The organism is Providencia sp. PROV003 (genome assembly GCF_045040775.1).
Taxonomy (GTDB): Bacteria; Pseudomonadota; Gammaproteobacteria; order Enterobacterales; family Enterobacteriaceae; genus Providencia; species Providencia huashanensis.
In genome coordinates, this window is the sequence record NZ_CP096369.1 from 2,822,301 (window position 1) to 2,842,726 (window position 20,426).

Below are 20,426 nucleotides of genomic sequence, written 5' to 3' on the forward strand. Positions count from 1 at the left end.
ATCGAAAGGCCCCATGAATCCGATAGGTGCTTAGTATTTAAACCCATCCTTTCTTATGAAATTGCTTTAATATAACAACAAATTGCAGCATTTCTTCTGGCGTTCCTAGAGTGAGCCTGTTCCACCCAATAATTGGAGGAAATTCGCGGCCAACCATCACATGAGCATCAGCCATACGTTGTTGATAAGTTTTCACATCACCGTTAACCTTATGAAAAATGAAATTGGCTTGTGAAGGCGCATATTCCAAACCTAATTCATTGAACGCTTTTTCTACTATAATGCGAGATGTGTTATTAGATTTAAGACTATGTGCGATAAATGGTTTATCTTTTAACGACGCTATAGCAGCAACAGCCCCTGCCGTATTGGTATTATCGATGGATAAAAACTCATCAACAGCAGCAATGGTCGCTGGGGAAGCGACACCATAACCAATTCTTAAGCCTGCTAAGGCGAATATTTTTGAAAATGTACGAGTGACAATTAAATTATTTTGACCTTTTTTTACTAATTCTATCGCGCTAGTAAAATTAGGGTCTTCAACATATTCTGCATAAGCTTCATCGACAATAAAAAATAAATTATCAGACTGACTATTCATCCACTTTTCGAGTTGATTGTGAGGTGTAATCATCGCAGTAGGGTTATTGGGATTGCAAATATAAACTATAGATAACCCTTCAAAATCTTTTGTGGCTTGCTCCATTTTCGCTAAGTCAAAAGCAAGCTCTGCGGTTAGCGGGATTTTCGTAACTTTCACACCCAGTGAAAGAGAGTAAAGTTCTGCATAATTAAAGGTTGGGTCCGGCGTCACTAGTTGAATTTTTATTCCACGTTGGTTGGCTCGGTTTGCTAACATTGCGACAGCAGCTTGGATAATTTCTGATGAGCCGTTACCAATACTGATGTGCTTGTCAGATAAACGGTAAAGTTCTGCAATATTAGTTAAGAGTTCAGCACGTGCGGCATCTGGATAACGAAATGCACCCGGTAGTGCGTTAATAACTGCCTCTCTAGCTTTTACTGACATGCCTAACGAATTTTCATTAAAATTAAGCAATAGTGGATGTTGTTCGTCAGGCAAAACAGGGCTATTTGTTTGTGCAATAGATTGATTTGAAAAAGCATTAATTGCAATGCTACCTGCAATCAATGAAGTTGATTTAAGAAATGAACGACGATCCATGATTATTCCCTGAAATTATTATTTTTGAATCTGTTAGGTTACTTAAAATCGTATTAAAGTAAATAATTATTTGCTTTTTTTGATTTTTTATTCACCTAGCAATTGAGGGAATGATCAGGTTTTATCTATATTGATAACGCACTTAAGTGTATAGCATTATGGCTGGCTTTTAGGGGCTCATGTTGGTAATGCAAATATAATTAATTATGTAGTTACGAATTGGCCCTCGTAGTGATAAAAATGCGGTGTGAACCACCGCAAATATTTCTAGTCGAGTTATATCAAGGGGTGGCTTGATATAAAACATTATTGGCCTTGGACTGGTGTATTGGGTGTGATTTCAATAACGGCGACTTTGACCATATATTGTTTCCCGTTTTCTCCTTTAGGGGCATCAACTGCAATTTTTTTCAGTGCTTCATCTGGCTGAGTTGTTTGGATAGCAGTTGAATATTGCATCATTCCTTGATAGCGACCGGTATTGTTAAATTGGCGAAAGTTATCACATGGTCTATTATTATATTGCTGTTGATTTTGATACCCACCACGGTGCCAAGAACCATTTCCGTAGCCATCCCCAGGGTACGCAAATGTAGAAAAACTAACAGCGATTAAACTTGCACTGATAATTAATGGTTTTAATATATTCATGGCTTATCTCCTTTGGAATATTTATTAATTATCATTCTGTCAATATATTTAATTAGTTCAATCGGATTTACTTATCTAAATGAATAAATCACTATTGTGACAATATTTTTCCATTATTTATTCACAATGAAAATATATTGTTAAAACAATTAAGTTAAAGTTAATATTTTCATCGGGTAATTTTTGGTTTTTTATTCTATTGTTTTTCATAGAAAAATTTTGCTAGCTTGCTGAGTGATATAATAGAGGCGACAGCAATATCTTTATTATAATCATCACATAAAACTAATAACCTATCGATTGCATCTTGTTGTTCAATTGAACATTTATAATCACCTAATGCAGTAATTGCTGCTATTTTAACATCATTGTTGTTACCGTAGGTTAAATCAACTAGATTTTTTACAATTTTTTCTTTCATAAATGACTTAGAAAATAATAAGTAGGGGTAACCAGTATAAAACTGAGAAGAAAAATATAAAATGTTTTTTTTATCAATACTAAATATAAAAATATTAATATGAAAAATATTAGTTCTGTCGATTAATTTTGGTGTATCTGAAAAGTGAGGAGTTTTTGTCATTATCTTTCAGGTTTTATCATACTTTTAACGGTATTGAGGGCAGTGAATATCAAAGGCTCAAATTGTTCACAAAAATTGATATGATGCATTTATAATATTCTCAAATGTCATAAATGAAGAAGGGTAGTACGTTGAAACGTATAAAAACAAAATTGTTGATTGTTCTGTTGTTAGCACTTGGTGTGTTTGGCTACCATTCTTATACCAGTATCGGGGATTCTGATGTTAAGAATGAGGCGCAACGTTTGGTTGAAGCGAAGCTGGGTAATGCAAGCAATATTGAGTTTAATGATGTTGAAATAATGCAAAAAGGTGAATTTAAAGAGGGAGAAAACTACCGTGTGTGTGGGAAATATCATTTACCTTCACAAGAAAACCCTTTGCCGTTTGTCGCAAATGTTATCATCAAGGATGGGCGTTTTTCTGAACATGAACAGTTGATTATAAGTGAAACGCAGGAATTACAACTTTCAATAGAAAGATTGTGTTCTAAAAAAGAAACAGATTAACAAAAAAGAGCTCAAAGCGAAATTTGAGCTCTTTGACTTTAGCCTAGTAATTAAGACTTATTTAATAATAGCTCAGTTTGTAGTTTACAAGCTGAGATTGAATCGTTCAGTGATTTTTGAAAATCTGCTTCGTTAGCAAAATTAGATTTGTTACTGCGTATAGCATCAATGGCAGTGGCTAGGTTTTGACGAAGATCGGATTCAAGAGTTTCTAATTGCTTCAGATCTACATTCTCACTTTTCAATTTAGCAATAGTTGCTTGGGTTAATTCACTATTGGTTTTGTTAGTGCTGTATGCTTCACTTAGCGTTTGACCGGTGATTTCGCAATAATCATTGGCTAATTCGCTTATATTTAAAGGGGCATTTTCTGCCATAGCAAGGACTGGAGTCAGGCAAAAAGCCAGTAATAAACGCTTCATAATCATACCTCTATTTTGCACACGATGAATAGTAACTCTATACAGTATCAGCGAAATACTATAGCAGATTAGACCTAAAACGGGGGGTATTGATAACTTTATAGCATGATTTCATAAAAAAGAGCCAGTATAAATACTGGCCGCTATAATCAGCAAAAGCAATGTAAATGAAAATTACGTTATATACTTTAGCATATAACGATAAAAAATAAAGCGATTTACCATAATTTTAAAAAAGTTAAGGAGAAGTATGACCTTGATCAGACTTTAAACTGAGATAAGGGTAGGGGTGAGTTGAGGCTACACAAATTGAAATCAAAAAATTAACCAGCTGAACACTTTTGTTAAGGTTACAGCTGGCTATGTAATAAAAGGCTTATTGATCAATTATTACTGTAACCAGTGCCCATGCTTTAAGACATCTTCAACAAGTTCATGCAGCACTATATGGACTTTATTATCATCGTGAAATCCATTAGTTTGGAAAGTTGTTGGCCCACTGTCGTGGGTGATCAGCAAATAACTACCAGGATATACTTCCAAAACCCGGGCTTTTAGCTCATCTGTAAAAGCTTGGTATGATTTTTCTGAGAGTTGAGATGTAGAGTCATCAGACAGCTTTATCGTAATTTCCATATGTTAACCTCTTGTCTAAAAAGCGAAATTTCAATCAGTTTATTGTTAACGCAAAGTATAATCAACTATCTTATTTAGATGATACGAATTGGTCTGGTTGTTCATTGGTTGGTTGATATGATTTATTAAATTTTGATTTTAGATTAAAAATAAATATAGCTTAACCGACTCGTTTAATTATAAGTAATCGTGTTAGCTGTTATTGTATTTAAATTCATTTCTTGCTAATAAGTTAGCGGGAGTTATTAATCTCATTAGTTATGCGATTAAAAAAAAAGCTAAAAATCAAACGTTTGATTTTCTGTAAGTCAAATAGAGGAGGGGTATTTTATCTGTCTGTTTTAAAAGAATTTTGTTGCTATTTTCTCTAAAGAAATGAGTTCGGAATCTCCATTAATAGAAAATGAATGAATAATAAATCGAAAAAAAATTTACATTAAAGATAAAAAAATATAATTTCAAAAAACATAAAGAAATATTTTATTTTATTTTTTGTTTTCTATTCTTTAATAATTATAAAGAGTAGATGCGTGCTAATTAGCAGCTAATTCTTCATTAGTTAATTTAATAAAAAGGAGAGCGATTTGATAGAACATATAAACACATTAACTAATTTTATTTGGGGTTATTTACTCATTTATTTACTGTTGGGAGCAGGGTTGTACTTTACTATTCGCTCAGGTTTTATCCAAATTAGGCATTTTAGGCATATGTTTGGGGTGTTAAAAAATAGTAAACAGACGGATAGTGCAGGTATTTCATCATTTCAAGCATTGTGTACCAGCCTAGCAGCCAGAGTCGGAACGGGCAATTTAACTGGAGTAGCAATCGCGCTAACCGCTGGTGGACCAGGTGCTATTTTTTGGATGTGGGTTGTCGCATTGCTGGGGATGGCAACTTCATTTGTTGAATGTACTTTAGCTCAACTATATAAAACTAAAGATGACCAAGGTAATTACCGTGGGGGGCCTTCTTATTACATGCAAAAAGGGCTAAATCAGCGTTGGATGGGGGTATTGTTTTCAATTTTCCTCATTATTGCATTTGGTTTAGTTTTTAATGCAGTCCAAGCCAATTCTATTGCACAAGCAACGGCTGTTGCTTTCGATTTTAATCCTGTTTATGTCGGAATTGGTTTAGTTTTATTAAGCGGCGTTATTATTTTTGGTGGGTTAAAATCTATTGCTAAGGTCGCTGAATTAGTTGTTCCTGTTATGGCTACAGCTTATTTATTATTGGCATTTTGGGTTGTGGGGCACCACATAGAGCGGTTACCTGAAGTATTTATGTTGATTATTAGAAATGCATTTGGTCTACAAGAGGCGGCTGGTGGGGCGATTGGGTATGGTGTTGCTCAGGCTATGACTCAAGGTATTCAACGTGGGTTATTTTCGAATGAGGCAGGGATGGGGTCAGCACCAAATGCAGCTGCATCGGCGTCACCTTATCCCCCTCATCCTGCTTCGCAGGGCTATGTACAGATGCTCGGTGTTTTCATGGATACGATAGTGATTTGCAGCGCGACTGCGATTATTATCCTTTCTTCAGGGGTTCTCGATGGTGGTGTCGAAAAAATTAATGGCATCGAATTGACACAGTTAGCGCTATCTTCAGCAGTCGGGAGTTGGGGAAGCACATTTATCGCGATTGCTATCTTCTTTTTCGCCTTTACTTCGATAATTGCAAATTATGCTTATGCAGAAAGTAACATGATTTTTCTAGAGAATAACCATACGGCTGGTTTGTTTATTTTCCGTTTGGCGGCATTGGGGATGGTGATGTTTGGTGCTCTTGCAGAAATGCCATTTATTTGGAAATTAGCCGATTTGTCAATGGGGCTGATGGCAATCACAAATTTGATCGCTATTCTTTTGTTATCGGGTATCGCATTTAAATTAGCAAAAGATTATAAGCAGCAATTAGCGGCGGGGAAAATACCCACTTTTGACATTAATCAGCACCCTGAGTTGAAAAAACAATTTGAAGAAGGAATTTGGGAAAAAGAACAGGTTGATAAATGGGTTGAAAAAGAATCTTCGCGTTAGTGGTTAAAGCTTCATTATGAAATTCTTAGGTGAGAAACCTAAGAATTTTTTTATGTACGATTAGAACGTAATACCAGTAAAAGATCTTGCATTATAATTCTTTGAGCTATAAGGTTTTTTAAAATATTAAGCGCCACCATTTTTGATATAAAACATTTTTAGAACTAAATAGCTGGGAATATTATGAAGTTAAATCAGTATGCTGCAACGTTTTACGGGGTCATTTCTATCTTATTATGGAGTACGATGGTTGGGCTGATCCGCAGTGTAAGTGAAAACTTTGGTCCTGTTGGTGGTGTTGCACTCGTTTATACGATTGGCTCAATAGTGTTAGTTCTTGTAATGGGGGTACCAAAAATAAAGCAGTACCCTAAACGCTACTTATTTTGGGGAACGATACTATTTGTATGCTATGAGCTTTGTTTTGTTTTAGCGTTGGGGTTAGCAAACAGTCGACAACAAGCGATTGAGCTGGGTATGGTGAATTATTTATGGCCAAGTTTTACAATTGCTCTCGCAGTTTTTTTTAATCGGCAACGTTTCACTCTATTATTAGCGATTGGGCTAATTTTAGCCTGTATGGGGCTTGTTTGGGTTATTTCAGGGGACCAACCGCTTTCAATTAATGCTGTTCTTGCAAATATTCAAAGTAACCCCCTTTGTTACTTTTTAGCCTTTAGCGGGGCGATTATTTGGTCTTTTTATAGTAATGTGACTAAGCGCATTTCGGGGGGCAATAATGGCATGGTGCTATTTTTCATTTTGACCTCAATCGGCTTATGGGTGCTTTATTTTTTTAGCTCACCAACACCATTTATTATTACTAGCCAAAGTATTTCGCTTTTAGTCGTTGCCGCTATTGCAACAGGGGGAGCTAATGCCTTGTGGACACTGGCTGTGATTAAAGGCAATGTGGCATTTTTAGGAACACTTTCTTACTTTACTCCTGTTATTTCAACAGCTTTCGCTTCAGTATTATTGAGTACTGCATTGACATTCAGTTTTTGGCAGGGTGTTTTTATGGTCACAGTTGGTTCGATTGTCTGTTTTTGGGCGACCCGACAAAAGCGCGTATAGGAGCAGTAGCCCGCAGCGCTTGCGACGTGCGAGCGCTGGTAAAGCGAATGAATTCTAAGCTAGTTAGACATTAATAAACTTATTAATGGCGATAGCAACACCGTCTTCATCATTTGTATTTGTGACAAATTTTGCCATTTTCTGGATAGGCTCTAAAGCATTAGCCATCGCAACTGAAACACTTGCATATTGTAGCATTTGGATATCATTATTTTGATCGCCAATACTCATCACTTTGTCGGGTGTGATTCCTAATTTTTCGCAAATACATTGTAAGGCGGCACCTTTACTTGAGGTTTTTGTCGATATTTCAAGAAAGTAAGGGCTGGTTCGGATTAATGAATAACTATCAAACACATTCTCAGGGATATAGCTAATGCCGACTTCCAGTTTTTCTGGGTGGTCGATGATCATAAACTTGGTAAAAGCGAGCGAGTTATCCATCTCATTAACAGGGCTATATATCAGCGGTGTGTTGGTTAAATAAGCATCGGCGACAGTGTAATGGCTAATATGACGGTTTGTGGTAAACATACAGTTATCTGCGAGGGCATGCATGTGAACGCCGATATTTCTAGCCAGCTCTTCAAAATATTGGAAGTCATCAAAATCTAGCAGGTTTTCAATGAGGTGGCTGCCATCATTTGCTTGATGGATAACACTACCATTATTACTAATACAATAATTGTCAGAGCTATTTAAACCTAATTCTTTTAAGTATGGGAATATGCCAGAGAAAGGGCGGCCTGATGCTAAGACAATATGAACACCCTTTTGTTGTGCTTGCTTGATAGCGTCTTTTACTGCGGGAGATATTTGGTGCTGGGAATTAAGTAACGTGCCATCTAAATCAATGGCGACCAGTTTGATTGACATCCAATGCCTCCTAAAATTAGTACTTTTCTCCCAGTACCTTACTCCAATTATTTAGAATGTAAATTACCTAACTCGATGTAACAGGTGTGATAAAGAGTATAAGACCGCAAGAAGATACTGGCGAACAGAACACAAGACAATGTGACTGTTCAGAAAACCGATTGAAATGACAATGTTTTATGGCATTAAAACTAAAAATAGTAATAAGCTTTTAATTAATGCGATAAAAACATACTCACTCATAATCACCAGTTAAGTGCAACGGTTGTTTGACATCAAGCTGAATTTGTTCATTTTGCCTGAAATCAAACGGCGTAATGCCATACTCTTTACGGAACATGTACGTAAAATGGGATTGTGAACCAAAACCGAAATCCAAAGCGATATCGAAGATTGATTGGTTGCTGTTACGCAGTAAGTTAACCGCACCAGCAAGGCGGCGTTGGCGTATGTATTTACCTAGTGAAATCCCGGTGACTTCTTTGAAAATTTTTTGCATATGCCAAAGTGAATAGCCAGAGTAAGCCGCGAGTTCTTCTAAGTGGATCACGCGTCCTAAGTGTTCTTCTATCCATTTACTCAAAGCATAAACAAGAGCTAAGTGGTTATCTTGTGGCATCTTATATTATTTCTAGTTTTACGGTAGCAGAAGTATACACAACTTCATTTCACCATGACAAAGGCTGCTTGTGCGGTATTTCTCATTTTTTGGGCAAAAAAAGCACAATCAGAATAAGTTAACGGGCAATAGTACTTAAAATGAGCAAGATTTTTGTAAAAACAGGTTAATTGCTTATTTTCCTCAAATTTGTGACCGCAAATTAGAGTAGTATTCATTCTGCGAATGTATTGCAGCTAATGTAATTAGCACAGTCAATGATAAAGCGACCGCGCCTTACCATTGTAATCATTTGAAAAATAAAATCATCATTGATATTTGAAGGAATGTTAGGTGTTTGGTCGTAAAATATTTATTGCTATTATCGTCATCTTAAGTTGCCTTTTTCTCTATCTTTTAGCGATGGACAGCCTTTGCGATCAAGGGGGAGAAAACTTTATTTTTGGTATTTGCGGTGTAACTGACTTGTTACCATTTTGAATTTGCTTTTTAATGCACAATACTTGATATTGAGTCGGGATAATTTTCTGCCAGTATCGTTATGTAATACGATGAAAAATAAAAACAACTAATAACACCTCCTGATGGGCTGTATTAATGTGAAACAGAGCCAGAAGAATGTAGTGTTAATAAGAAAATTCAAATAAACTTGTACGATTATCATAATTTTGGACGATAAAAAGCAAGTAATAGGACGAAAGGGTAAAGTTATGGCGCAACAGCAACAGACGCTAAAGCGGGGATTAAAAAATAGGCATATCCAGTTGATTGCTTTGGGGGGCGCTGTTGGTACAGGGTTATTCCTCGGGATTGCAACAACAATTCAAATGGCAGGGCCATCTGTTTTACTTGGTTATGCATTATGTGGGTTTATTGCTTTTCTCATTATGCGTCAGTTGGGCGAAATGATAGTTCAGGAGCCTGTGGCAGGTTCATTTAGTCATTTCGCATTTAAATATTGGGGCGGTTTTGCAGGTTTTCTGTCTGGGTGGAATTATTGGGTGATGTTTATCCTCGTTGGGATGACTGAACTGACTGCCGCAGGGAAATATATGCAACATTGGTGGCCTGAATTACCTATTTGGGTGTCAGCCGCGGTATTTTTTATCGCAGTAAATGCCATCAATTTAGTGAATGTGCGTTCTTATGGTGAAACAGAGTTCTGGTTTGCGTTAATTAAAGTTATTGCTGTTATTGCCATGATCATCTTTGGTTGTTATTTATTATTAAGCGGTCATGGTGGGCCACAGGCGAAAGTCAGTAACTTGTGGGAGTACGGTGGTTTCTTCGCGAATGGCTTTAATGGGCTAATTATGGCTCTTGCGATTATCATGTTTTCGTTTGGTGGCTTGGAATTGGTGGGTATTACGGCTGCTGAAGCAGAAAACCCAGATAAAAGTATACCCAAAGCGATCAATCAAGTGGTTTACCGTATATTGATTTTCTATATTGGGTCATTAGCGGTGTTGTTAGCGTTATACCCTTGGGTTGACCTTGACGGAAAGACTAGCCCATTTGTGTTAATTTTCCACGAGTTAGGTGACTTACTGGTCGCAAACTCGTTGAATGTCGTTATTTTAATAGCTGCACTCTCCGTGTATAACAGTGGAGCATATGCGACTAGCCGTATGTTGTATGGCTTAGCGCAGCAAAACAATGCGCCAAAATTCCTTTCAAAAGTGAATAAGGGTGGTGTCCCTGTTATGGCTCTACTTGTTTCTGGTATTGCAACTTCAGGTGGGATCTTAATTAACTTTCTGATGGAAGGTAAGGCTTTCGAATTATTGATGTCTCTGGTGGTAACCACATTGGTTCTTAACTGGATTATGATTTGTGTGTCAAACTTGAAGTTTAGAGCTGCAATGAATAAACAGGGCATTGAAACGAAGTTCAAAAGTATTTGGTATCCATTTGGTAATTACCTGTGCCTAGCCTTTTTGCTATTGATTCTAGGGATTATTTTGACGATGGATGGCTTACGTATTTCGGTATTAATTATTCCGTTGTGGATAGCCGTTCTATGGGTCGGTTACCAATTCTCTGGGGCTAAAAAGCAGGGGCTTGCTAAAAAACAACAAACAGAGCAAACTTAGTTAATTGATTTATATATAAATGGCCGGCAGATAAAAATCTCCGGCCATTTTTTATGGTATCTCATCAGGTCACTAAAAAGGGTTAATTACCATTGCCAACGTAACCAAGCAAATAAGACGTTCCCGTTATTATAGGTCCCTGGGATATAAGTAGCTTGCAGTGAGAGCTTGTCATATTCCACTGACACTAAGGGAAGTGGCGCTGGGATGGGAATATAAAACATGTCCCGACGCGCCGTGACACTCAAGGTAAAACCAGCCCCCATGCGAAAACCATCTATGTCTCCAGGAACCCACATTTTTTGAAATGCATATCCAGCAATCGGTTCCCAGTCATTATGTGAATCTTTGAATGCCATTGCGTAGAGAGCATGCCAATCATTATCCTCATCATAACGATACTTACCCAGACCAAACCCCCAAGGCCTTTCGTTGTATTCGTCTGTTTTCTTTTTGTCATACATTGCACGGTTATGCCACGTGACGGCAGGAACATAGAGTTCATATTTATCGGAGTCCCATGTGTTACTCACGTTGTTGGTAAACTTGTTCCATAAGTTTGTTGATTGACCGTCGGCAATCGCGGGCGATGGTATGCTGATTGCAGCGCCTATAACGAATGATGCGCTTACCATAAATTGTATATTTTTATAAACTCTCATTGTAAATCCAGTTTTGTATCGCAGATATAATAATGACAATTAGCTCGCTAATAATCATAAAACTAGCATTATTATAATAATTTTGAGCCTAATTATTTTAATTAAGATATACGCAATATCATAGTATTTATTGCCTTGTTAAGGGGAATAACTCAATAGCCATATCAAAACGGTTTAATTTTGAAGGTCCAAAACCATAGCTATTTAACATTAAGTATAATTCTAGCTTATAAAACAACCATTCCAAGAGTCCAATTTTCCTAAAAAACGCATCAATACTAAGTATAGATATTCTATTGACGAAGTATAAAGTGATAGAAGTGGTAGAAAACGGGATAAAAAATGCAGGAGACACCCGTAATGCGAGTGAGTAACAACTTGTAATCTCAAGAAAATAAGTGAATACAGCTAATAATGTAGATGGCGTAGACATTTATAGAAAAAACGATGTAAACAAATCAAAAAAGCATGATGAATGTCAAATAATCAGTAGGCGCAATGGGATGAAATGGAAGTTATAAATAGGAAATACAAACTGCCAAATAGGTGAATGATGATAGGGCTGATTTTCCTTTGATTTTTCAGATGATGAGTCTCATAAAATAGTAATTTTTAACCATTTTAGTGGTAATCATTTCTGGAACGTAGCAGGGAAAACCATCAGTGCCTTAAATAATGAGGACCATCACTATGATGAAGCGCCAGAAACAACTTACTGAATATCAAGCCAAATGTTTGGCGATTACGACGGATAAAATATTATCACCTAAACAAAAATCAAATTTTTTAGCGATAGAAGCGGATAGCCATATTCCTTACCTAGCAACCAGCCAAGCCTTAGCTGATGCATTAGAAAATGGTGTGATTTGCGATATGTATGAAGGGAATGCGCCGTATAAACCTCGCTATGTATTACCTGATTACGCTAAGTACCTTAAGCAAGGTTCCGATTATTTAGAGCTTCCTCCTGCTGCGGATTTTGATGATGCATTAAACCACTTGATGATTGTGTATCATCACGTCCCGTCGGTAACAAATTTTCCTGTATTTCTTGGGTATTTAGACCAACTATTGATGCCTTATGTTGGCGAGCTTACTGAGGAACAGCTGTATCCAAAATTAAAACGATTTTGGATACAGCTAGACCGGACTTTGCCGGATGCGTTTATGCATGCGAATATTGGCCCAGATGACAACCTAATTTGTCGTTTGATTCTACGTATTGACGCAGAGTTAAAACAAGTTGCACCGAACTTAACATTTGTGTACCACCCGCAGCGCACCCCTGAACCACTTTTCCTTCAAGTAATTGAAAATATTTGTGAATGTAGTAAGCCACATATTGCGAATGATATTATTCATAGTGCGGCATTTGATGGCCTAGGTTATGGTATTGTCAGTTGTTATAACTCACTACCGATAGCGGGTGGTGGTAGCACTTTAGTACGGCTAAATTTACGGGAAGTTGCATTACGTAGCCAAAATGCGGCAGATTTTTTAACTGTCCAGTTGAAAAAGTACTGTGAATTGCAAATGGAGTTAATCGAAACGCGTAGTGCATTTTTATTTGAAGGATCTAATTTCTTCCAAACCAGTTTTCTTGTGCATGAAGGGTTAATTGAGCCGCAGCGTTTTACCCCGATGTTTGGGATTTATGGATTAGCAGAAGCCGTTAATATTTTGATGGAAAAAGACGGTATTCAAGGGCATTACGCACCAGATTCCCCTGCATTACCGCTAGCTTATCAAATTAGTGAGCAACTGGCGGATTTCGTTGAAACGACCCCCGTAAAATATGGTTATAAAAACCGAGCAATGCTGCATGCGCAATCAGGGATTAGCTCTGATACTGGAACCACACCTGGGGCGCGTATTCCATATGGGGAAGAGCCAGACCCAGTTTCACATATCCAAACGGTGGCACCTCATCACAAATACTATTTATCTGGCATCAGCGATATTTTGACTATCGATGAAACTATCAAACAAAATCCACAAGCACTATTACAACTATGCAAAGGGGCATTTAGCTGCGGAATGCGTGAATTTACCGCAAACGTAGCAAGTAATGATTTAGTCCGTGTCACCGGGTACATGGTGCGTTTATCTGATATTGAAAAGTATAAAACGGAAGGCTCTAGAAGTAATACAACGTGGTTAGGGGAAGAAGCGACTAAGAATTGTAATATTACCGCCCGTCAGCAACGAGTGATTAGCCATGAGCAATCGATGCGCTATACTGAATAAGGTTATTCCTTTTTCTTGCGTGGATGGCCCCGGTAATCGGCAAGTCATATTTTTGCAAGGGTGTAATTTACGGTGCTTAAACTGCCATAACCCCTATACCATGGCTATTTGTGATCACTGTGGGGACTGCGTTGTAACTTGCCCCCACGGTGCTTTATCACTCATTGGTGGTCAAGTCGTTTGGGATAACGTAGCTTGCCAGCTTTGCGATACGTGTTTGCAGACTTGCAGTAAAAACGCGAGCCCAATGACCACGGTTCTTAGTGTTCATGATGCTATAAATAGCCTATCGAGAAATGTTGCCTTCCTCAATGGGGTCACGGTCAGTGGCGGGGAGGCGACCACTCAGTTGCCTTTTATTATTGATTTGTTTAAAACCATTAAAAACTCACCTGAACTGAATCATTTAACCTGCTTTATTGACAGTAATGGGCATCTTGCTTCTACAGGCTGGCGCAAAGTTATCGAATATACGGATGGTGTAATGATAGACCTGAAAGCATGGAGTGATGAATGTGCATTGCGGTTAACGGGTAGAGATAACCAACGGGTATTTCAAAGTATTCAATTGCTGGCTGAAGCGAATAAATTGTATGAATTGCGCCTATTATTTATTCCGCAGCAAACAGATTATTTACATCATATTGATGAATTAGCGAATTTTTTAACTAGGCTTCCTACGGATACACGGGTAAAAATTAATGCATTTCAGCAACATGGTGTAAAAAATGAAGCGGCTAATTGGCCGTCAGCAACCAAAGTGCAAGTAGACGATTTTGCCCAGCAACTTCAGCGCCGTGGTGTTAGGAATATTTATTTACCTAACGTATATTTATAAGATGAATTAATCCTTTTTATGTGAGATATACCTTTTTTAAATCTAAGTCATTCAATTTCACACACTAATTGCTGGTATTTGTTAAATGATATGAGACAATCATGGCAATTTATTGTCTGGTTTTAAGCACATTTCCAGTAACTGATAACGGCTAATAGATTTCTAGCGTGAATGTGATTGTTGCATTCATACGCTTTCACATAAAAAGGAGGGCACTCATGAGGATCAACGCATTAACCATCGCTGGGACAGACCCATCTGGTGGGGCAGGTATTCAAGCCGATTTAAAAACCTTCTCAGCATTAGAGGCCTACGGTACCAGTGTGATGACGGCATTAGTGGCTCAGAATACGAAAGGCGTCCAATCAGTACAGGATTTGCCTGCTGAGTTTGTTGCAGCGCAGTTAGAGTCTGTACTTAGTGATGTCCGGATCGATAGCGCTAAGATTGGTATGTTGTTTAATCAACGTAACATCACCGTAGTGGCTGAGGCTCTGAAACAGTATAATATTCCATATGTTGTTTTGGATACTGTAATGGTAGCCAAAAGTGGCGATCCATTACTGCTACCTGATGCGGTTGACTCACTGAGGCAACAGTTAATTCCGTTAGTTTCACTCATCACACCAAATTTGCCAGAAGCGGCTGTATTGCTCGATGAAAAAATAGCGCAAAATGAAAGCCAAATGCTAGCTCAAGGTTATAAGTTACTTCAAAAAGGTTGCCAAGCGGTATTAATGAAAGGCGGGCATTTAAGCAATGCAGAAAGCCCTGACTGGTTGATTACCCCAGAAGGTGAGTGGCGGTTTACTTCTGTTCGTGTTAACACGAAAAATACCCATGGTACTGGGTGTACATTGTCCGCCGCATTAGCTGCATTACGACCTCGTTATGCAGATTGGCAGACGACTGTCACAGAAGCAAAGGCCTATTTGCAGGCCGCGTTAGAAAAAGCGGATAGTTTGGAAGTTGGAACAGGGATCGGCCCTGTACACCATTTCCATGCATGGTGGTGATTGCTAAGCCCTTCTTCAAGGGCTAATTCATTGTATTAAGCTAATAAGTTACATTGCGGCGGTAATCGGCATTGTATTGCACCAGCTTGTACTTTAAACGTAAATGTATCCCCTGAAAGGGGTTCACCGTCTAAGTTTAGTATCATGTCATGGGGAGAGGAAATTTTAATCCATGATAGTTTCTTTTCAATAAGATGCTCATTCTTATCGGTTGAAAATAAATTGGTGAAAAATGCGGGGATCACGTCTCTGGCAGGGATAATCAATAAATTAAGGGCACCATCGTTAATTAATGCTTGAGGGGTAAGTTGTTGCCCTCCACCTGCTTGTTTGCCATTACCAATAGCGATAACTAAAGTTTCGCCTTCCCAGCTAAAGTTGTTGCCTTCAATATGGCAAATATCCGTTTTTAGAGTGTCAGGGCGAAATAGGCCATTAATGACATAAGCCGCACCGCCTAATGCAGATTTTAGCGCTTCGGGAGTTTCTGTGGTGATCCGCGTACCAAAACCGCCTGTTGCCATGTTAAGAAAATAATACTTTTCATTAACCCGTATGATATCAATGGCGACCGACCTGCCTTTTATCGCAAGTGCTAATGCGGCCTCAACATCTAAAGGAATATTTGCGCTGGTGGCAAAGTCATTTGCCGTCCCCATGGGGAGTATACCCAAAGTAGGGCGTGTCTCTGAGGGGAATTGCATCAACGTGCTTGCAACCGCATTAATGGTGCCATCACCTCCAGCCGCGATAATGGTGTCAACACCGTTTTCTATCCCTTGGGCGATAAACTGGCGAGTGTCAGTTTTTTCCCACGGAATACGCACTTGTATTTGATGGCCTTCTTCGCGTAGGTGAGCAATTGCTTTGCGTAATTCGGGGTTATTAGATTGTTTACCATTAAGAATAAGCATAGCTGATTGATATTTACTCATAAATATTTATCCATGCGGCTAATATTTAAAATAAGTATAAAAGAGTTTTGCTTATTTTGTTACAGAAAAAGAGAGAGCAAGAGCATTATAGGAGAAAGAGAAAAAATAACAAAAAAGAAATGGCTAGCTCAAGGGAGATTGAGCCAGCCAAGGAGGTGGTTCCTAGTCTTATTTTATGACTTTCTAGTTCTTCGTTTTCGAGAGTGACTATACGATATTGAATAGCCAATTGATGTGATCTGTTGCATAAAATTGGATATTAGGTGCACTTTTTAATGAAAATGTCAATGACGAGAATGATTATCAAATGAGAAGAGCATGTAAAGTGAAATGAACAACGGTATTATTAGCAAAAAAAGCTAAGAATTTGAATAAATAACCTTCAAATTCTTAGCTTGTATATTATAGGATACTTTAGTAAACCTATCTTTATCTAACTAACCCGCAAGGTGGTTTTCTGACTGAGTTTGATGTGGGTCACGCGTTGTCGCACCAGCAAGGTTGCGGATCAATAAACCAAAATTGACGTCGATATCTTCAGGAATTGGTAGATAAACAATATGACCATTACCCGGAGCGACTTCAACAGCGTCACCTTTGCGGTTTGTTAGTGCTTCTAAGGTAAAGACAATATTGCCAGCAGGTGTCATTATTTCTAGGCTATCACCGACACTAAATTTATTTTTAACGTCGACTTCTGCTAACCCATTAACACGTTTACCGGTAAATTCACCCACAAACTGTTGGGTGTCGGAGACGGAATAGCCATATTCGTAGGTTTGATAGGCGTCATGAGTATGGCGACGTAAGAACCCTTCGGTGTAACCGCGATGTGCTAACCCTTCTAAAGTGGAGAGCAAAGTCGGGTCAAAAGGTTTACCGGCAACAGCATCATCTATCGCACGGCGATAAACTTGTGCTGTTCGAGCACAATAATAGAATGACTTAGTCCTACCTTCAATTTTAAGCGAGTGAACACCCATTTTAGTGAGGTTTTCAACATGCTCAATCGCCCGTAAGTCTTTAGAGTTCATGATATAAGTACCATGCTCATCCTCAAAGGCAGTCATGTACTCCCCAGGGCGCTTAGCTTCTTCAATCATGAAGACTTTATCGGTTGGTGCGCCAGCACCCAGCGTTGGTGCGACATTCTGGACAGGGATCGGCTCATGGATATGAACAATGTTACCGACATCGTCTTCTTTGCCTTCTTGAACTTTATATTCCCAGCGGCAAGCATTAGTGCATGTGCCTTGATTTGGGTCACGCTTATTAATATAACCAGACAACAAACAACGACCAGAATAAGCCATGCATAATGCACCGTGGACAAAAACCTCAAGCTCGATTTCAGGGACTTGCTGGCGGATTTCTGCAATTTCTTCGAGTGATAATTCACGGGATAAAATAACGCGTGTTAAGCCCATTTGTTGCCAAAATTTCACCGATGCCCAGTTAACCGCATTGGCCTGTACGGATAAATGAATATCCATTGCAGGGAAGGCTTCGCGTACCATCATGATAAGACCCGGGTCTGACATAATTAACGCATCGGGGCCCATTTCAATGACTGGGGTTAAATCACGAATAAAGGTTTTTAATTTAGCATTATGTGGGGCGATATTAACGACCACATAAAACTTCTTACCAAGGTCATGAGCTTCTTGGATACCTTTGGCTAAGTTTTCGTGATTAAACTCGTTGTTACGTACGCGTAAGCTATAACGAGGTTGTCCTGCATATACTGCATCTGCGCCATAAGCAAAGGCATAGCGCATGTTCTTCAATGAACCGGCAGGGGATAAAAGCTCTGGTGTAAACATGGTTATTCTCTATCTGATGTCAAGTCAGCACTAACTCGGGAGAGATAGTGTTTTTAAGGGATGGCGATTTTAACTCTATTTCAGTCAAAATCCAAATATCCCACAAAAATAGTATGTCTATTGGTTAGTATTCATCCCACCGATAACCAAGACCATAGATTGAACGTATAAAAGTTTTTTCGCTATCAAGAGATTCTAATTTGCGGCGTAAGTTTTTTACATGGCTATCGATAGTACGGTCAGTAACAACACGGTGATCGTCATACAAAATATCAAGTAATTGGTCGCGCGAAAAAACCGTTCCCGCATTATCAGACATAAATTTCAGTAACCTAAATTCAGCAGGAGTTAACTCAAGTAACTGGGAGCCATAACGAACTTGAAATGCATTTTCATCAATAATCAGTTTGGTTTGGTGTTGTGGCGGAACAATGTTAGGTTGGCAGCGACGTAAAATCGTTTTAACACGAGCAACGACTTCGCGTGGGCTAAATGGTTTACAAATATAGTCGTCAGCGCCAATTTCTAGCCCTAATAAACGGTCTATTTCTTCTGTTTTGGCGGTGACCATAATAATAGGGATATCACTGAATTTACGTAATTCGCGGCAAATTGAAATACCATCTAAGCCGGGTAGCATCAGGTCTAATAAAATGAGCGCGGGCTGATGTTGTTGTACGTAAGGGAGCACTTCATCACCACGCGAAAGTAACGCGGGCTGGTAATTAGCAGCTTGTAAGTAATCATAAAGGAGTTGCCCAAGTTTAGGTTCATCTTCCACTATCAATACGGTCAAATTGCTATTTTCCACCATGGTCACGGCCTTTATCCTTTGATTGAATAGGTAAATTAATGGTTATTTTTACACCGCCTAATGAAGAAGGGGTGGCAGTAATTTCCCCATTATGGGCTTCAACAATATTATAGCAAATGGCAAGCCCTAAACCGGAGCCACCACTTGCGCGATTTCGTGAGCCTTCTGCACGATAAAAACGCTCAAACAAGTGCTGGCATTGTTCAGTGGTTAAGCCGGGGGCACTATCTTGCCAAACAATACAAAGTTGATGTGGGCCTTGTGTCACCTTAATGACTATTTTTCCTTGAGGGTCGGTATAACGCAGGCTATTTTCCATTAAATTATAAAACAATTGGGTTATGCGGTCTGGATCTGCAAACATAATTGCTTGTTCGCTTAATTGCTTTTCAACGGTTAATTGCCTTGTTTCTAAGCGCCAACGAGCTTGCCCAATAGCCATTTCAATCAATGGGATAATATCGGTTGATTGCTTGCGGTAAACTAACGAACCCCTGTCCGATAGGGAAAGTTGGTGCAGGTCATTGACTAACTTAATTAAAGTTTGAGTTTCATTTAGTAATGAATTAATGGTTTCAGGTGTCGCTTGGCGTACGCCATCTTGTACGGCCTCAAGTTCCCCACGAAGCACCGATAACGGTGTGCGCAATTCATGGGAAATATCCGCCATATAATCACGGCGCATTTGCTCGTTTTTTTCAAGAGTCGAAGCGAGATGGTTAAAATCTTTTGCTAATTGGCCGAGTTCATCACGGCCTGTATCAGGTACTCGAGTGGTAAAATCCCCATTGGCAAGTTGGTTGGTACCTTCTAACAAGCGCTTGATAGGCTTTAAAAAGCTGCGGGCAAGAAAGATAGTGGCTATCAGTGCGACAAATAGTGATAAGCCAGCGATAACCCAACTAGTATACATTTGTTTACTATCAAACCGTCGGTCCAGTGCACTGCTAATGCCATCTTCATAACTCGCCACTAACCAGCCAACAGTATTACCGTTATTAATGATGATAGGCTCACGGAGTACCTTGTTCGGTAAGGGGGTGTCCCGACCAAAGATCAGAGTATCTTGCGTGTCATAGACCCAAAATATGGTGCGCCAACGTTGGCGCATGGGTCCACGATGCTGTTGGTGCTCAACCGATCTCAAAATGCGAAAGAATGTCCTTTCATCACTAAGGAGAAAGCGCCAGTTACCCGTTTCTTCATACTGATCAGCGAGTGCCGCAGAGACGAGTTCGAGGCGTTGTTGATCGTTTTCTTTAATATAATCAATAAAGCCATGTTGGAAACTCATACGCACACCTTGGTGCATGATCACCACTAACAACAGGCAGGTAGCAAAAATAGCCACAAAAAGTCGGGTACTTACACTATTAAGCCTGATTTTCATG

The 20,426-nt window shown here is 38.9% G+C and carries 20 protein-coding genes; 8 read left to right on the forward strand and 12 right to left on the reverse strand.

Going from position 1 to position 20,426, the window contains the following annotated elements:
- Window positions 1-37: 37 nt before the first annotated feature.
- From M1F14_RS12910 to M1F14_RS12920, 3 genes are all read right to left on the reverse strand, one after another.
- Window positions 38-1,189 (reverse strand): histidinol-phosphate transaminase, encoded by a 1,152-nt coding sequence (locus M1F14_RS12910; RefSeq protein WP_048607374.1) that lies wholly within the window; start codon window positions 1,187-1,189, stop codon window positions 38-40.
- A gap of 306 nt (window positions 1,190-1,495) precedes the next feature.
- Window positions 1,496-1,840 carry a hypothetical protein gene (locus M1F14_RS12915; protein WP_042843503.1) on the reverse strand — a complete coding sequence of 115 codons (345 nt, stop codon included), beginning with the start codon at window positions 1,838-1,840 and terminating at the stop codon, window positions 1,496-1,498.
- Window positions 1,841-2,036: 196 nt separating this feature from the next.
- Window positions 2,037-2,261 (reverse strand): HEAT repeat domain-containing protein, encoded by a 225-nt coding sequence (locus tag M1F14_RS12920; protein ID WP_042844310.1) that lies wholly within the window; start codon window positions 2,259-2,261, stop codon window positions 2,037-2,039.
- A gap of 293 nt (window positions 2,262-2,554) precedes the next feature.
- Between M1F14_RS12920 and M1F14_RS12925 the strand changes: the two genes are divergently transcribed.
- A complete protein-coding gene (locus tag M1F14_RS12925) occupies window positions 2,555-2,932 on the forward strand; it encodes a hypothetical protein (protein WP_042843504.1) in 378 nt (125 codons plus the stop codon).
- Window positions 2,933-2,982: 50 nt separating this feature from the next.
- Here the strand turns inward: M1F14_RS12925 and M1F14_RS12930 are convergent, their stop codons facing one another.
- Together M1F14_RS12930 and M1F14_RS12935 are read right to left on the reverse strand one after the other, a co-directional pair.
- Window positions 2,983-3,354, reverse strand: coding sequence for a hypothetical protein (locus M1F14_RS12930; protein ID WP_042843505.1), 372 nt, complete (start codon window positions 3,352-3,354; stop codon window positions 2,983-2,985).
- 390 nt (window positions 3,355-3,744) lie between these two features.
- Window positions 3,745-3,990 (reverse strand): DinI-like family protein, encoded by a 246-nt coding sequence (locus M1F14_RS12935; RefSeq protein WP_181468520.1) that lies wholly within the window; start codon window positions 3,988-3,990, stop codon window positions 3,745-3,747.
- A 584-nt stretch (window positions 3,991-4,574) separates the two neighbouring features.
- Here M1F14_RS12935 and M1F14_RS12940 point away from each other — a divergent pair.
- Entirely contained in the window at window positions 4,575-6,035 is a 1,461-nt protein-coding gene (locus tag M1F14_RS12940; protein WP_042843507.1) for a sodium:alanine symporter family protein, read from the forward strand.
- A 183-nt stretch (window positions 6,036-6,218) separates the two neighbouring features.
- A complete protein-coding gene (yddG, locus tag M1F14_RS12945) occupies window positions 6,219-7,112 on the forward strand; it encodes an aromatic amino acid DMT transporter YddG (RefSeq protein ID WP_129465996.1) in 894 nt (297 codons plus the stop codon).
- Window positions 7,113-7,175: 63 nt separating this feature from the next.
- On the opposite strand, the gene yidA is transcribed toward yddG, so the two are convergent.
- Window positions 7,176-7,988, reverse strand: coding sequence for a sugar-phosphatase (gene yidA, locus M1F14_RS12950; protein WP_048607371.1), 813 nt, complete (start codon window positions 7,986-7,988; stop codon window positions 7,176-7,178).
- Window positions 7,989-8,223: 235 nt separating this feature from the next.
- Window positions 8,224-8,607: a helix-turn-helix domain-containing protein gene (locus tag M1F14_RS12955; protein WP_042843512.1), complete on the reverse strand. Its 384-nt coding sequence runs from the start codon at window positions 8,605-8,607 to the stop codon at window positions 8,224-8,226.
- Window positions 8,608-8,955: 348 nt separating this feature from the next.
- Between M1F14_RS12955 and mgrB the strand changes: the two genes are divergently transcribed.
- Together mgrB and M1F14_RS12965 are read left to right on the forward strand one after the other, a co-directional pair.
- Window positions 8,956-9,087, forward strand: a complete 132-nt coding sequence (gene mgrB / locus M1F14_RS12960; protein ID WP_370661207.1) for a PhoP/PhoQ regulator MgrB — start codon at window positions 8,956-8,958, stop codon at window positions 9,085-9,087.
- Between the two features lie 230 nt (window positions 9,088-9,317).
- Window positions 9,318-10,700: an amino acid permease gene (locus M1F14_RS12965; protein WP_048607369.1), complete on the forward strand. Its 1,383-nt coding sequence runs from the start codon at window positions 9,318-9,320 to the stop codon at window positions 10,698-10,700.
- 86 nt (window positions 10,701-10,786) lie between these two features.
- Here M1F14_RS12965 and pagP read toward each other — a convergent pair whose 3' ends face one another.
- The gene (gene pagP / locus M1F14_RS12970) at window positions 10,787-11,362 is read right to left on the reverse strand and encodes a lipid IV(A) palmitoyltransferase PagP (RefSeq protein WP_042843516.1); all 576 of its coding nucleotides are present in this window, start codon (window positions 11,360-11,362) and stop codon (window positions 10,787-10,789) included.
- A gap of 690 nt (window positions 11,363-12,052) precedes the next feature.
- Here pagP and M1F14_RS12975 point away from each other — a divergent pair.
- From M1F14_RS12975 to thiD, 3 genes are all read left to right on the forward strand, one after another.
- Window positions 12,053-13,609 carry a YjjI family glycine radical enzyme gene (locus tag M1F14_RS12975; protein WP_094301208.1) on the forward strand — a complete coding sequence of 519 codons (1,557 nt, stop codon included), beginning with the start codon at window positions 12,053-12,055 and terminating at the stop codon, window positions 13,607-13,609.
- On the forward strand, window positions 13,581-14,447 hold the full coding sequence (locus tag M1F14_RS12980; protein ID WP_048607367.1) for a YjjW family glycine radical enzyme activase: 867 nt from the start codon (window positions 13,581-13,583) through the stop codon (window positions 14,445-14,447). Before M1F14_RS12975 ends, M1F14_RS12980 begins: the two co-directional genes overlap by 29 nt.
- Before the next feature lie 218 nt (window positions 14,448-14,665).
- On the forward strand, window positions 14,666-15,463 hold the full coding sequence (gene thiD, locus M1F14_RS12985) for a bifunctional hydroxymethylpyrimidine kinase/phosphomethylpyrimidine kinase (protein ID WP_042843518.1): 798 nt from the start codon (window positions 14,666-14,668) through the stop codon (window positions 15,461-15,463).
- 35 nt (window positions 15,464-15,498) lie between these two features.
- Here the strand turns inward: thiD and yegS are convergent, their stop codons facing one another.
- From yegS to baeS, 4 genes are all read right to left on the reverse strand, one after another.
- A complete protein-coding gene (gene yegS / locus M1F14_RS12990) occupies window positions 15,499-16,398 on the reverse strand; it encodes a lipid kinase YegS (RefSeq protein ID WP_042843519.1) in 900 nt (299 codons plus the stop codon).
- A gap of 437 nt (window positions 16,399-16,835) precedes the next feature.
- Window positions 16,836-18,221 carry a tRNA 5-hydroxyuridine modification protein YegQ gene (yegQ, locus tag M1F14_RS12995; protein ID WP_042843520.1) on the reverse strand — a complete coding sequence of 462 codons (1,386 nt, stop codon included), beginning with the start codon at window positions 18,219-18,221 and terminating at the stop codon, window positions 16,836-16,838.
- A 124-nt stretch (window positions 18,222-18,345) separates the two neighbouring features.
- Complete coding sequence (baeR, locus tag M1F14_RS13000; protein WP_042843521.1) at window positions 18,346-19,035, reverse strand: two-component system response regulator BaeR; 690 nt, start codon at window positions 19,033-19,035, stop codon at window positions 18,346-18,348.
- A complete protein-coding gene (gene baeS, locus M1F14_RS13005; RefSeq protein WP_042843523.1) occupies window positions 19,022-20,425 on the reverse strand; it encodes a two-component system sensor histidine kinase BaeS in 1,404 nt (467 codons plus the stop codon). Before baeS ends, baeR begins: the two co-directional genes overlap by 14 nt.
- Between the last annotated feature and the right edge of the window lies 1 nt (window position 20,426).